This is a genomic window from Neiella litorisoli (assembly GCF_014773395.1).
In the GTDB taxonomy this organism is placed as follows: Bacteria; Pseudomonadota; Gammaproteobacteria; order Enterobacterales; family Neiellaceae; genus Neiella; species Neiella litorisoli.
Genome location: NZ_JACXAF010000023.1, coordinates 31,234 through 44,901 on the forward strand (window position 1 = coordinate 31,234; position 13,668 = coordinate 44,901).

Here is a 13,668-nt window from a genome sequence, read left to right on the forward strand (position 1 = left end):
CTCGAAAGATCGTTTCTCTGCCTAGTATATCGGAGCAGTTAAAAAAATCTTTAGCTAATTTATCAAATTTTTATTTGGACCTTGCCGGTGGCAACGACAACGGCATTAATTTTCCGGCCGGAACGCTTGTTTTGCACGCGAATGGTATCACCTTGAGTTCCGTTGTTCAGCGCGAGCCCCGCTGTTTTGATACGCAGGCCATTACCTGCCGCTTCGATAACAACATCCTCGCCTTTACAGACCTGACACAACGAGCGCTTTCGTATGACCTGATTGGCACTGACCGATTGACGGGATTTTGAGCCGACGACTTCTGAAATATCGCTAAAGTGACCGCCGCGCAGTGAAAAGGTATCGCGGAACTCGATAGCGACATCGTCAGCCTCAAGAACGTGGCCACTGGGGATGTTAGCCTTGGTGATCACTGCTGCTTGTAGCTTTTTGATTTGGGTGGGAACGTATAACGACCAGACCACATCGCCGGATTCGGTAACGCACTGAGTTTGAATGGTGCTGTTTCGAGCCAATGACTTTTTATTGCCACTGATACGAAAACTAAGTTCGGTTGGGCATTCGGATAGCTTGATTCTTGGATCGAGGCCACGAATGTCAATTTCCCAGCGGGTGTTGTCGCTGGCTTCGACCTGGCCCTCGATGAAGGAGAGAACTTGTGTTCGCAAATCATCAAGTGAAAATGCTGCATGTGATGCAAATGATGTGACGGAACCGACAGTCAGGATAAGCACTGCAATTAAGGTGCTAAATCCGTTTGGATTTTTCATCTGATTTCCCATAGATTCAGCTATGATGTATAAACCCGCGAGTGTCGAGACACTGACACTAGCAATAACTTTTAGGGTGTCACGCAAAGGCTGTGCCACCTAGTTGCACCAGAAGTGAGGTTGCATTCATGGCTGGGATACTTGATTCCGTAAACCAAAGAACTCAACTTGTTGGCCAGAACCGGTTGGAGCTGCTGCTCTTCAAACTCGGTACCCGTCAGCGATATGGCATTAATGTGTTCAAAGTAAAGGAAGTGCTGCAATGCCCGACCTTGACGGCAATGCCAAAACGACACCCGTTTATCCGCGGTATCGCGCACATCCGCGGTAATACTATCTCCGTCATTGATATGAGCCTTGCGACGGGTGGTCGAGCGATTCAGGACATTGAAAATTGCTTTATCGTCATTGCTGAATACAACCGCTCAACCCAAGGTTTTTTGGTATCCAGTGTTGAACGTATCGTCAATGTCAATTGGGAATCAATTCAGCCACCTCCATCAGGATCTGGTCGCGCGAGCTATTTAACTGCGGTCACTGAAATTGAGAAAGAACTGGTTGAGATTCTCGATGTTGAGAAAATTCTCGATGAGATTAATCCCGTCTCTACTGAAGTCAGTGAAAATGTCATCGATGAAAACGTCGCCCAGGCAAACACCGGTCGCGCTATTATGATTGCCGACGACTCCAGTGTTGCGCGAAATCAAATCAAGCGAGCGCTGTCACCGCTAGGGATGGAAATACACCTAGCCCGCGACGGCAAAGAAGCGTTGGAACAACTGCGCGAGTTGGCGACACAACACAGTCCATTACATGAGTGGATGCCAGTACTGATCTCTGACATTGAAATGCCAGAGATGGACGGCTACACCTTAACGGCAGAGTTGCGAAATGATCCGGCGCTGAATAAGTTGCACATCATCTTGCATACATCACTCAGCGGTGTCTTTAACGAAGCCATGGTGAGTAAAGTCGGGGCCAATAACTTTATCCCTAAGTTCAATCCAGATGAGTTGGCCGAAGCTGTGCAGCAAGCAGTGGAAGCAGCACTTTAGGTTGGCTGTTGTAGGCGGTATTCGAGGTAATCAGTGCCAAAAAATTTGACCGATGTGGAGTACAATGCGTTTAGAGAGTACTTAGAGAAGCACTCTGGCATTGTCTTGGGCGACAACAAGCAATATCTGGTTCGGAGCCGTTTGGCGCCGGTATTGACGAACTTCAATTACAAGAATCTGACTGAAGTTCTCAAGGCGCTACAGGTGCCGAGCCAACGTGAATTGCGCGCCACCGTAATCGACGCCATGACGACCAACGAAACCCTCTGGTTTCGTGATGGCTATCCATTTGAGTTACTCAAAAAGCAATTATTTGCTGATTTTCATGGCATGAGCCGGCCAGTCCGGATCTGGTCTGCGGCTTGTTCTTCTGGGCAAGAACCTTACTCGTTATCGATGACATCATTGGAATACCAAATGTCGAAACCTGGTGCCTTGGCTCGGGGTGTCGAAATTTTGGCGACCGATATTTCAGCAACCATGCTGGATCAATGTAAAACGGCTGAATACGACGAGTTGGCCTTGTCGCGAGGTTTGTCACCAGAACGTCGGCGCCAGTTTTTCGAGCAGAACACTAATGGCACTGGTCGCTGGCGGCTGAATGCAAAAGTCCGCCAACAGGTGTCGTTCCGCTATGCCAATCTGCTTGAAAGCTATGCGCTTCTCGGCCGTTTCGATATTATTTTCTGCCGTAACGTATTGATTTACTTCTCATCTGATGTCAAAGCAAAAATTATTTCTCAGTTCGCTTCAGCATTAAATCCTGGCGGCTATCTGATGCTTGGCGCATCCGAATCGATTTCGGGCTTAACCGATAAATTTGAGATGATTCGATGCAACCCAGGCATCGTCTACAAAGTTAAAAAATAACCCTCTTTTTAAGTCATAGGGCCGGTCAACTAACCGAGCTCTATGGCACTCCTAAAGCGTCAAAAATCAGTCTGGCACAAACGTTGCTTTGAGTTCTCCACTTACGGAGGATTTGCAATGGCAATTAGTTTTGATAGAGCGTTGGGGGTGCACCAGCACACGCTCGGGATTCGTTCCGAGCGGGCCGAAGTGCTTGCTTCCAACATGGCAAATGCCGATACCCCTGGCTACAAAGCTCGTGATGTCGATTTCAAAGCAGCCCTTGCCCAAGCTCAAGGTAATGCCGTTAGCCGGCAACATCTTGCCAAGACCGACGGCAAACACCTTGCCGGTTCCAGCCAGTTTTCCCCTGAATTAAAGTTTCGGGTGCCTAACCAGCCCGATACCGGCGACGGCAACACGGTTGATATGCAATCCGAACGCAATAGCTATCTGCAAAACGCATTGGAATACCAAGCCAGTGTCCGCTTTTTGGATAGTAAATTTAAAGGCTTAACCAAAGCGCTGAAAGGAGAATAGCCATGAGCTTATTTAACGTGCTGGATGTGTCCGGCTCCGCCATGTCAGCGCAGTCGGTTCGAATTAACACCACCGCGAGTAATTTAGCCAATGCCAATAGTGTGTCGAGTAGTGCCAATGAGACCTACCGTGCGCGGCAGCCGGTATTTGCCGCAGAGCTGAATAAAGCGGTTAACGGCGATCACAGCGTGCCAGTGCAAGTACTCGGTGTGGTTGAGAGTGATCGGCCATTGAATATTGAGTATGCGCCCAATCACCCCATGGCAAATGAAGATGGTTACATCTTTAAACCTAACGTGAATGTGGTCGAAGAAATGTCCAACATGATTTCAGCATCGCGCTCTTACCAAACCAGCGTGCAAGTGGCCGATGCGGCGAAAATGATGTTGCAACGTACCCTGACTCTTGGCCAGTAAAGCGAGGGGATTCAATGAGTATTAACACAACAGTTAGCAACCCCTACTTGGACTCCATGCGACTGGAAACATCGGACGGGGCCAAATACGAAACGGAAGAAGAACGTAGTGAACTCACACAGGAAGACTTCTTTGCGCTATTGACCCAGCAGCTAGCGTATCAAGATCCGTTCAAACCGGTGGAAAATGCCGAGATGATTTCGCAAATGACATCGTTCAGCACGGCAGAGGGTATTACTCAGCTCAATGATCAAATCGGTGATATGAATGCGCTGATGAGCTCATCGCAGGCCCTGCAAGCCTCGACGCTGGTCGGCCAAAATGTGCTGGTACCGGCAAATACTGGCCACCATAGCGGTGATGGTATTGATGGCATTGTCGCGCTTGAGTTGCCGACGAACAACCTCACTATTCGCATTGAAGATGAGACAGGGCAAGTGATTAGCACCATTGAAATGGGTGACCAATCGGCGGGCAACGTCAAGTTTGAGTGGGATGGCACAGACCTTGCTGGTAATCCAGTAGAGCCTGGCAATTACATTATCAGAGCAAACGGCTTACAAGACGGTAAGGCGACAGAGCCACCAACCGCTGTTTACGCCAATGTACAAAGTGTCAGCCTAAGTAATTCTTTGGATGGCGCCACACTTAATTTGAGTGGCTTGGGCGGCATCAAATTAAGCGACGTATTAGAAGTCGCTGAAGGTTAAACGAATTCCGTATATAGGAGAGCAGTTATGTCATTTAACATTGCATTGAGCGGTTTGAATGCGTCGCAGAAAGACCTCGACGTCACCGCAAACAACATCGCCAATGTGAACACCTACGGGTTCAAAGAATCTCGTGCGGAATTTGCCGATGTATATTCCAGCAGTATCTTCACCAATAGCCAGACTAAAGTTGGTGAAGGTGTCACCACTGCGGCGGTTGCTCAGCAGTTTAATCAGGGCAGCTTTCTGTTTACTAACAACTCGTTGGATATGGCAGTTGATGGCGAGGGCTTTTTTGCGACCAGTCCCGAGTTGGGCGATCAGATCGTCAACCTGACACGCGCAGGTGCTTGGAAGCTGGATGCCGAAAACTATGTGGTGAACTCAGCGGGTGAATATTTAAGAACATTCCCAGTTAACCCTGATGGTACGGTGTCGTCAATTTCATTGGCGTCAACCCAGCCACTGCAAATCCCAAGTTCTGCGGGTGACCCAACAGCGACCGAAAATGTGGATATTAGTGTTAACTTGCCAAGTAGCGCCGCAGCGCCAAACGATGGTGCTGCACCTCCAGGCCCAGTGCCATTTGACTGGAATGATCCAGATTCCTATAACGCGGCAACATCGGTCACCGTGTATGACTCATTAGGCCAAAGTTACGTCCAGACCACTTATTACCGCAAAGACTTTGATGAGGCCACCAATCCAAACCGTTGGGAAGTGTATTACACCATCTCTAATGGTACTGATACTGTGCCTCTGTCGATCGATCACACGGCCAATGGTGCAGGTGATGTCTATCCGGATGGTAGTGGTTTAGAGCAAACTGGTGCGGTGACGCCTGGTCCGGGTGATACCGCTGGTCATTACATTGAGTTTAATTCTGATGGTACGCTCAACAACATCAACAACAACAACAATGTTACCACCATTCCTATTGGTGCGATTGCTGCGCCACCGCCAGGTACGAGTCCTGGTGCCGGCTTAGATATGGGCGGTGCTGATGTAACTCAGCAAATCACCATCAATCAGTCCAATCCAACTCAGTATGCTTCAGCGTTTCAGGTCAACAGCTTGACCCAAGATGGTATTACTGTAGGTCGTTTGACGGGTATTGATATTGCGACCAATGGCTTAGTTCAAGCTACCTATAGTAACGGCTTTACCGAACCGCTAGGTAAAATTGCCTTGGTCACTGTGGCGAATTCACAAGGTTTGGCGCAAATCGGCAACACCTCGTGGCAAACGACTCAGGCTTCTGGTGAGCCTTTGGCGGGTGAGCCTGATGCTGGCTCTTTTGGTAAGATTCGTTCCGGTACCATTGAGCAGTCAAACGTCAACCTGACAACCGAGCTGGTCGACTTAATTACTGCCCAGCGTAACTTCCAGGCCAACAGCCGAGCATTGGAAGTGAATAATACGATTACCCAGAACATCCTGCAGATTCGTTAATGAACAATTGCTTACACAGGCTGCCTTCGGGCAGCCTTTTTTATGAGGCCCATCCTCATCAGAGACATGCTCGATGAGGCATTCAAAATTAGTCCCCTAACGCTGTTTCAAATTCATCTCCTAACCCCTGCTAAATCGCCACGGAATTTTGACGCTTATTCATTTAACTTGTTGATTAGAAAAAGTTAAAAATAGTTGGCGTTGATATTGCTTTTGTCCGGTATAAGTTTCAACTGACAAAGGTTTGACTATGGATCGCGCGTTATACATTGCCGCCCAAGGTGCCAATCAAAATATGAATGGTATTGCGGTTCGCAGTAATAACCTAGCCAATGCCCAAACCACAGGTTTTAAAGCCGATATGGAGCAAGCCCGAGCGATGCAAGCCTACGGTGGCGGTTTGCCAACGCGAGTGTTCGCGATGACCGAGCGACCATCACAAGACTTTGACGCCGGTGCATTCATGACCACTGACCGACCGCTCGACGTGGCGATTAAAGGTCAGGGCTGGTTTGCGGTCCAAGCGGCAGACGGTAATGAAGCATACACCCGTACGGGGGCTTTGCAGATCTCCGAAGGTGGCGTGCTGGAAAACAACCGCGGTGAAATGTTGATGGGCGAGAATGGTCCCATTGTCGTGCCGTTACCAATGGAGAAAATCGACATTGGTATTGATGGCACCATCTCCGTATTACCCCAAGGTGCACCGCCAAACGCCATTGAAGTTGTTGGCCGAATCAAAATGGTTAACCCAGATATTCGCGAGTTGGTGAAAGGCACCGATGGCCTATTTCGTCTCCGTGAAGGTGGCGAAGCCGAAGAGAGCATTGACGTTAAGCTCGCATCAGGCGTGCTCGAAGGCAGTAACGTTAACGCCGTCAATGAAATGACAAATCTGATTAGTCTGCAGCGACAGTTCGAAATGCAGATCAAAATGATGAAAACCGTGGAAGAGATGGACTCGTCCAGCTCATCACTGCTGAGCCTTCGCGGCTAATAAGAGGTACTGACTATGCATCCCGCTTTATGGATTAGTAAAACCGGTCTGGATTCACAGCAAACAGATATTTCGGTGATATCCAACAACATTGCCAACGTCAGTACGGTTGGTTTCAAGAAAAGCAGAGCGATATTTGAAGATCTGCTTTATCAGAATATCAACCAGCCCGGCGGCAGCTCTTCGGCCAATACCGAAATGCCATCTGGTTTGATGATTGGTGCTGGCTCTAAGGTTGTGGCGACCCAAAAAATCCACTCTCAGGGCAATATCATTACCACTGATAATTCGCTCGATTGGACCATTAACGGTAAAGGTTTCTTCGAGATCCTGCTGCCAGATGGCAATTTGGCGTATACCCGCAACGGTCAGTTCACCCTGAACGATGAAGGCACCATTGTCACCAATGGCGCAGGTTACGAGTTGCAACCGGCAATGCAGGTTCCTGAGGATGCGCGCTCGATTACCATTTCTGGCGATGGCCAGGTCTCCGTGCAAATTGAGGGAGAAGCGGAAGAAACCGTTATTGGCCAGCTGACCATTTCCGATTTCATCAACCCGTCTGGGTTAGAGCCAATGGGTGAAAACCTCTATGCCGAAACTGGCGCTAGCGGCGCTCCTATTCAAGGTAACCCGTCGCTCGATGGTTTGGGCAGTATCGGTCAGGGCATGTTGGAAACATCCAATGTCAATGTTACCGAAGAGCTGGTCAACCTGATTGAAAGCCAGCGAGCCTATGAAATGAATTCCAAAGTTATTTCTGCTGTCGATCAGATGCTGTCGTTCTTGAATCAGCAGCTTTAAGTTGGAGCACGTCATGAAACAGTTACTTCTGATTAGTGTGGTTGCGTTGGCAGGATGCGGTGCGACAACGCAAAAGCCCATCCCCGACGATCCTTACTATGCGCCGGTACTACCGGAGATGCAGCCTAATCCGGTGATCCGAAGTGGCTCACTGTTTCAAGATGGTTATGCGCAAAATTTGTATTCGGATATTAAAGCCCATCGCGTCGGCGACATCATTACCGTGGAACTAAGTGAGTCCACCTCCGCCAAGAAAAGCGCCAAAAATGAAATCGATAAGGATTCTGAAGTGGGGCTGCAAACTCCAATCATGATGGGCAGCCCGCTGACGGTTAATGGCAACGAGGTCAATGCTTCGATCGCTATGCAAAACTCGTTTTCCGGCGAATCCGATGCCGATCAGAGTAATAGCCTAAACGGCAAGATCTCGGTGCATGTGGTGCAAGTGATGGCCAACGGCAATTTAGTAGTCCGTGGTGAAAAGTGGATGACGCTGAATCAAGGTGACGAGTTTATTCGGCTATCCGGCATCATTCGGCCTGAGGATATTTCGACTGACAACTCGATTCCATCGACTCGCGTTGCCAATGCTCGAATTCAGTACGCCGGTACTGGCGCGTTCGCCGATGCACAAGAGCAAGGTTGGTTGTCGGCCTTCTTTAATAGCCCACTGATGCCATTTTAATGGGGGCCATTGTAATGAAACAGTTGACAGGATTGCGCTCATTCATTTTGTTGCTTGCTGTGGCGTTATCGTCGCTGCCAGCAGCGAACGCCGAGCGCATCAAAGATATCACCAAGGTACAAGGGGTTCGTGACAACCAGATCGTCGGTTACGGCTTGGTTGTTGGTTTGCCGGGCACGGGTGAGCAGAGTAATTTCACCGAGCAGAGCTTTCGTACCATGCTGAGCAATTTCGGCATTACGTTACCTTCAAGCAGCCGACCCAAGATTAAAAACGTCGCCGCGGTTGCCGTTCATGCCACCATGCCGGCTTTTGTAAAGCCCGGCCAAACATTGGATGTCACGGTATCGTCGGTGGGTAGTGCGGAAAGCTTGCGCGGCGGAACGCTGCTGCAAACCTTCCTCAAAGGGGTCGACGGTAAAGTGTACGCCATTGCTCAGGGGAACTTATCGGTCAGTGGCTTTTCCGCTACAGGTTTAGATGGTTCGAATGTTGTTCAGGATACTCCAACCGCAGGGCGCATTCCTGGCGGTGCTATCGTTGAGCGAGCCATTGAGTCGCCGTTCAGTCAGGGCGATCATTTAACCTTCAATCTTGATCAGCCTGATTTTTCAACGGCGATGCGAGTTTCCGAAGCAATCAACGAATTAGTTGGGCCACGCACGGCCATGCCGCTTGATGCAGCATCAATCAAGGTGTTAGCGCCGCGAGATGTGTCGCAGCGCGTGGCATTTTTAGCATTGCTGGAAGATATTCAAGTGGAGCCGGCGGATACCTCAGCTCGTGTGGTAGTGAATGCTCGTACTGGCACCATTGTCATTGGTAAAAACGTGACGCTATTGCCTGCGGCCATCACCCATGGCGGTTTGACGGTGACAATTGCTGAAACACAGCAGGTGTCGCAGGCCAACCCGTTTGCGCCAGGCGGCGATACGGTTGTCACCAATCAGTCGGTGATCGATGTCAATCAAGAAGATTCGCGGATGTTTATGTTTGATCCGGGAACTACCTTGGATGATTTGGTTCGGGCGATTAATGCCATTGGGGTTGGTCCGAGTGACGTCATGGCAATTCTCGAAGCGCTGAAAGAAGCAGGAGCATTACGTGGCGATCTCATCATCATCTAATCATGCTCAAGCTTTCGGTCAGGCCAGCAACTATAACGATCTGGCCTCACTCGATAAGCTCCGTTCGGCGGCGCAAAAAGATGAGAAGAGCGCGCTGCGTGAGGTGGCGCAGCAGTTTGAGTCGATCTTTATGCAGATGGTGCTCAAAGGGATGCGGCAAGCCAATGCGGCATTCGAATCGGATTTAACTAACTCCAACTACACCAAGTTTTATCGCGACATGGCCGATCAGCAGATGTCGTTGAATATGGCACAGCAAGGTGCTCTGGGGCTGGCCGATGTGATGGTGCAGCAGCTTAGTCCAGAAGGAAACTTTACTCCAGCCACTGTGCTGCGAGGCGGCAGCACACCATCTGATACGAAAACTAGCTTGGATGCCCGTGCGGTCATTGACCGAGCTGAGTTTTCTAAAGCAACCGTTCACCCGACCAATAAAGCCGCCGATACCGCGAGTGAATCGACACCAAATGATGTGAGTTTTTCCGGGCCAGAAGATTTTGTTGAAAAGCTTTTGCCAATGGCGCGTAAGACAGCGCAAGCACTGGGAGTGAATCCCACTGCGATCTTGGCGCAAGCAGCATTGGAAACCGGCTGGGGTCAGAAAATCATCCGTAATCTGGATGGCAGCAACAGCTTCAACTTGTTTAATATTAAAGCCAATTCATCTTGGCAAGGCGCGAAGGCAAGTGTCTCCACTCTGGAATTTGAGAACGATTTGCCCGTCAAAAAAGTGGCGGCGTTCAGAAGCTATCAAAGCCTTCAGGATAGCTTTAATGATTACGAAAATTTTCTATCTAATTCATCGCGTTACGAAGAGTCATTAAGTAAAAAAGATGACTCGGCAGGATTTTTGCAAGAGTTACAAAAAGCCGGTTATGCGACAGATCCTCGTTACGCTGAAAAGGCCGTATCTGTACTCAATAAAATCACCGGCATGATTGAACCTTAAGCCATAGGAAACTGCCATGCCGGTAGATATGTACAATCTGGGCGTTGGTGGCCTGATGACTGCTCAGCAGCAGCTCACCACCACCAGCCACAACATTGCCAATGTTGATACAGAAGGGTATACCCGCCAGCAGGTGATCCAAGGCACCCAAGGAGCACTTTGGGAAGGTGGCAACTATTACGGCACCGGCGTTTACAGCCAGGAAGTCCGCCGCATTTATGACCAGTTTGCTTATAACGAAGTCATCTATCACCAAAGCCGCTTCTCCTATTCTGAAACACTCGCCAACCGTTTGCAGGGCCTTGATGACACCATGTCCAAGGTGGGCGGCAACATGCTTGATTCTGTGGCGGAATTTTATGATGCGCTGAACTCCGTGGTGGATCAGCCAACCGATGTTGGTATTCGTCAGGTGATGTTGGATAAAGCCGAAGCCATGGTATCGGTGTTCAATTCGCTCAATTCATCCATCGAATCACAATACGAAGCGGTTAATACCGATATTCAAACTGTTGCCAGCAGAATGAACGAAATTGCCGATCAAGTCGCCACTCTTAACCGCGAGATCGTCACTGCATCGGGCAACGGTAATGGCGCGACACCAAATGACCTGCTCGATCGCCGCGACCAGTTAATTAATGAATTAGCTGAATACACCAATGTCTCCACGGTCGAGCAAGCCAGTGGCACCATGACCGTGATTATTGGCAATGGTCAAACGCTGGTGGCAGATAACACTGCGTTTGGCGTTGATACCATCGCCGGCTCGCCAGATGTTCGTGATATCGAAATTGTCCTGACTCAGAGCGGCAATGTTGTGCCGCTATCTGGCGAGAACCTTGGTGGTCAGGTTGCCGCTTTGTTTGAATATCGTGAGCAAGAACTCAAGTTGGCGCTCAACGAGTTGGGCTTATCGGCAATTGCGCTGGCCGACGCATTTAACTCGCAGCAGGCCCAAGGGCTTGATTTGAACGAGATGTACGGCAACAACATGTTTACCGACATCAACCAAACATCATTAGCTCAACAGCGAGTAAGGACGGATACGGATAATACCGGTGCTGCGCAGCTGCAGGTGAACATCACCGAAGTCAGCAACCTCGACGGCGATGACTATGAATTGCTGTTTGAGGGGGGCGCTTACCTGCTCACCAACATTGAGTCTGGGACCAAGTACAACCTAGGTGGTCCGGGCGCTATTACGATGCCTGATGCCGATGGTGATGGCGTATCGGATCTCGGTTTTGATTTGGTTGACTTCGTTGTTGGCCCGCCGCTCGATGGCGATAAGTGGCTGGTGACACCAACACGCGGTTTTGCTGGTGACATGCAGGTAGAGCTGTCCGATCCGAAACAGATCGCAGCTTCGTCAGTGTTCGAAGTTTACCCATCGGATCTGAACGTGAGCCCTGCCAACGTCACTATTGTCGATGTTGACCCAACTGATCCGCTGTTCTCAAACAATGATCTCGATTTTACCTTTATCGAAAACCCAGCTGGCTCCGGCACTATTTTCTACGACGTGCTCGACTCCACTGGAGCGAGCCTAATCGGTGGTCCAGCCGCTTTGGGACCAACGCCAACTCAAATTTCTTATGGCGGTATTACGCTTGACGTCACCGGCAATCCGATTGGTCAGGCGCCTAACGCTCCAGAGGTTTACTCAGTGAAGTATGCCTTTGGTCCGGGTAATAACTCCAATGCGGTTGCGATGACGGCATTTCAAACCGCCAAGATGATTAAAGGTGATTCGCTCACTATTCAGGGCGCTTATCAGAGTGTTGTTACTCAGATCGGTGTTCATACCGAAACTGCCGAAATTCTTCATTTGACCAACAAAACCACATTTGACTCCGCTACCAGCACTTACCTTGCTGCAGGTGGTGTCAATCTCGATGAAGAAGCTTCTAATTTGTTGAAATTTCAGCAGTCTTACCAAGCTGCAGCTCGCATCGTGACGGTTGCCAAAGAAATAACCGATACCTTGCTGAATAGCTTTTAAGGGGTGATGCATGCGCGTTTCCACGTTTCAGTACTACCAGCTCAACACCAACAACATCCTTGATAAGCAAAGCAAGGTAAACGACAGCATTATCAAAATGAGCGAAGGCAAACGGGTGATCACCGCTTCCGATGACTCTGTTGCCGCCAATTCCATTTTGAACTTCAAACAAGAAGTGCGGGTTACCGATCAATACCAGCGCAATATCGAATTCGCCGAAGCACGGCTGAAAACCGAAGAAACGGCACTGGCGTCGATCGAAGATCTGATGTTGCGGATCAAGGATCTAGCCTTGCAAGGAAACAACGGCTCGCTTGGCCAAGATGCCAAGGAAGCGATTGCTCAGGAGATGGAAAACCGTCTCGAAGAATTGCTTAGTATTGCCAACACCCGTGATGAGTCTGGAAGTTACATTTTCAGTGGCTATCAAACCGAGCAGATCCCATTCTCCCAGCAGCCAGATAAAACTGTGCAGTACAACGGTGACATGGGAGTTCGCGAAACAACTATTGGCTCAAGCGTTACGGTAGAAACCAACGATCCGGGACAAGCTGTATTTATCGATGTGCCTAATAGCGTTGGTGATTTTCGCCCCGCCTATGGCGGAACTAATAGCGGCAAAGCATTTGTTGAATCGGCAAACATTGTCGATCCGGCCAATTACGATGCCACCCTCGGCGATTACCAAATTACCTTTGTCGATCTCGATGGCGATGAGGTTATTGAGTACCAATTGTTCGATGGTGCCGGCAATCGGCTGCCGCCATTGCCAGGGCCGCCAGATTCAAATCTCTATCAACCGGGCCAGCCGATTAGTTACAACGGTTTTGAGATTGTCATTACTGGCGAGCCGGATGTGGGCGATACCATTGATCTGACCGAGCAGCGAACCAAAGATATTTTCTCATCTGTACAAGATGCGATTGACTGGATGCGCCGCTCGCGCGACACCGACCAGGAAAAAGCGCTACGGCAGGTGGAGATGGGCCATATCATTTCCGATCTTAACCAGTCGATGCTGCATATCACTTCGACCCGTTCCAACGTTGGTTCACGTCTGCAGGTGATCACCTCACAAGACATGATCAATGAAGACTACAAGATCACCGTTCAAACCGCGCAATCCAACCTTGAAGATCTGGATATAGCGGAAGCGTCAACGACATTTAGCCGGCAAACAGTTGCCCTTCAGGCGGCACAACAGTCTTTTGCCCAAGTCCAGAGTTTGACACTTTTTAATTATATTTGATCTATTTGTTTGTAAATTAAGAGTTTTTTACTCTTGGCACAGTCAATGCTT

General features: G+C 49.4%; 14 protein-coding genes. 13 read left to right on the forward strand and 1 reads right to left on the reverse strand.

Features of this window, described 5'->3' with window-relative positions:
• Window positions 1-62: 62 nt before the first annotated feature.
• The gene (gene flgA, locus IC617_RS15440) at window positions 63-782 is read right to left on the reverse strand and encodes a flagellar basal body P-ring formation chaperone FlgA (RefSeq protein ID WP_191145887.1); all 720 of its coding nucleotides are present in this window, start codon (window positions 780-782) and stop codon (window positions 63-65) included.
• A gap of 128 nt (window positions 783-910) precedes the next feature.
• On the opposite strand from flgA, the gene IC617_RS15445 reads away from it, so the two are divergent.
• The 13 genes from IC617_RS15445 (at window position 911) to flgL (ending at window position 13,617) form a co-directional block, all read left to right on the forward strand.
• A complete protein-coding gene (locus IC617_RS15445) occupies window positions 911-1,837 on the forward strand; it encodes a chemotaxis protein CheV (protein ID WP_191145888.1) in 927 nt (308 codons plus the stop codon).
• Between the two features lie 33 nt (window positions 1,838-1,870).
• Window positions 1,871-2,707, forward strand: coding sequence for a CheR family methyltransferase (locus IC617_RS15450; protein ID WP_191145889.1), 837 nt, complete (start codon window positions 1,871-1,873; stop codon window positions 2,705-2,707).
• Between the two features lie 117 nt (window positions 2,708-2,824).
• On the forward strand, window positions 2,825-3,226 hold the full coding sequence (flgB, locus tag IC617_RS15455; protein ID WP_191145890.1) for a flagellar basal body rod protein FlgB: 402 nt from the start codon (window positions 2,825-2,827) through the stop codon (window positions 3,224-3,226).
• Window positions 3,227-3,228: 2 nt separating this feature from the next.
• A complete protein-coding gene (gene flgC, locus IC617_RS15460; protein WP_191145891.1) occupies window positions 3,229-3,642 on the forward strand; it encodes a flagellar basal body rod protein FlgC in 414 nt (137 codons plus the stop codon).
• 14 nt (window positions 3,643-3,656) lie between these two features.
• A complete protein-coding gene (locus tag IC617_RS15465; protein WP_191145892.1) occupies window positions 3,657-4,352 on the forward strand; it encodes a flagellar hook assembly protein FlgD in 696 nt (231 codons plus the stop codon).
• A gap of 27 nt (window positions 4,353-4,379) precedes the next feature.
• Complete coding sequence (gene flgE, locus IC617_RS15470) at window positions 4,380-5,804, forward strand: flagellar hook protein FlgE (RefSeq protein ID WP_191145893.1); 1,425 nt, start codon at window positions 4,380-4,382, stop codon at window positions 5,802-5,804.
• Between the two features lie 250 nt (window positions 5,805-6,054).
• Window positions 6,055-6,801, forward strand: coding sequence for a flagellar basal-body rod protein FlgF (gene flgF, locus IC617_RS15475; protein ID WP_191145894.1), 747 nt, complete (start codon window positions 6,055-6,057; stop codon window positions 6,799-6,801).
• 15 nt (window positions 6,802-6,816) lie between these two features.
• On the forward strand, window positions 6,817-7,605 hold the full coding sequence (gene flgG / locus IC617_RS15480) for a flagellar basal-body rod protein FlgG (RefSeq protein WP_087507597.1): 789 nt from the start codon (window positions 6,817-6,819) through the stop codon (window positions 7,603-7,605).
• A gap of 13 nt (window positions 7,606-7,618) precedes the next feature.
• The gene (gene flgH / locus IC617_RS15485; RefSeq protein ID WP_191145895.1) at window positions 7,619-8,290 is read left to right on the forward strand and encodes a flagellar basal body L-ring protein FlgH; all 672 of its coding nucleotides are present in this window, start codon (window positions 7,619-7,621) and stop codon (window positions 8,288-8,290) included.
• Between the two features lie 14 nt (window positions 8,291-8,304).
• Window positions 8,305-9,417, forward strand: coding sequence for a flagellar basal body P-ring protein FlgI (locus tag IC617_RS15490; protein ID WP_191145896.1), 1,113 nt, complete (start codon window positions 8,305-8,307; stop codon window positions 9,415-9,417).
• Window positions 9,395-10,366, forward strand: coding sequence for a flagellar assembly peptidoglycan hydrolase FlgJ (gene flgJ / locus IC617_RS15495; protein ID WP_369410419.1), 972 nt, complete (start codon window positions 9,395-9,397; stop codon window positions 10,364-10,366). The genes IC617_RS15490 and flgJ overlap by 23 nt, the downstream gene beginning before the upstream one ends.
• 16 nt (window positions 10,367-10,382) lie before the next feature.
• Window positions 10,383-12,368: a flagellar hook-associated protein FlgK gene (flgK, locus tag IC617_RS15500; RefSeq protein ID WP_191145897.1), complete on the forward strand. Its 1,986-nt coding sequence runs from the start codon at window positions 10,383-10,385 to the stop codon at window positions 12,366-12,368.
• Between the two features lie 10 nt (window positions 12,369-12,378).
• Entirely contained in the window at window positions 12,379-13,617 is a 1,239-nt protein-coding gene (gene flgL / locus IC617_RS15505; protein WP_191145898.1) for a flagellar hook-associated protein FlgL, read from the forward strand.
• Window positions 13,618-13,668: the final 51 nt, after the last annotated feature.

Excerpts from the sequence above, each read along its gene's own strand:
- flgG (WP_087507597.1), top strand. The coding sequence starts at position 6,817 with ATGCATCCCGCTTTATGGATTAGTAAAACCGGTCTGGATTCACAGCAA.
- flgL (WP_191145898.1), top strand. The coding sequence starts at position 12,379 with ATGCGCGTTTCCACGTTTCAGTACTACCAGCTCAACACCAACAACATC.
- flgA (WP_191145887.1), bottom strand. The coding sequence starts at position 782 with ATGAAAAATCCAAACGGATTTAGCACCTTAATTGCAGTGCTTATCCTG.
- IC617_RS15465 (WP_191145892.1), top strand. The coding sequence starts at position 3,657 with ATGAGTATTAACACAACAGTTAGCAACCCCTACTTGGACTCCATGCGA.
- flgH (WP_191145895.1), top strand. The coding sequence starts at position 7,619 with ATGAAACAGTTACTTCTGATTAGTGTGGTTGCGTTGGCAGGATGCGGT.
- IC617_RS15490 (WP_191145896.1), top strand. The coding sequence starts at position 8,305 with ATGAAACAGTTGACAGGATTGCGCTCATTCATTTTGTTGCTTGCTGTG.
- IC617_RS15445 (WP_191145888.1), top strand. The coding sequence starts at position 911 with ATGGCTGGGATACTTGATTCCGTAAACCAAAGAACTCAACTTGTTGGC.
- flgK (WP_191145897.1), top strand. The coding sequence starts at position 10,383 with ATGCCGGTAGATATGTACAATCTGGGCGTTGGTGGCCTGATGACTGCT.
- flgF (WP_191145894.1), top strand. The coding sequence starts at position 6,055 with ATGGATCGCGCGTTATACATTGCCGCCCAAGGTGCCAATCAAAATATG.
- flgB (WP_191145890.1), top strand. The coding sequence starts at position 2,825 with ATGGCAATTAGTTTTGATAGAGCGTTGGGGGTGCACCAGCACACGCTC.
- flgC (WP_191145891.1), top strand. The coding sequence starts at position 3,229 with ATGAGCTTATTTAACGTGCTGGATGTGTCCGGCTCCGCCATGTCAGCG.
- flgE (WP_191145893.1), top strand. The coding sequence starts at position 4,380 with ATGTCATTTAACATTGCATTGAGCGGTTTGAATGCGTCGCAGAAAGAC.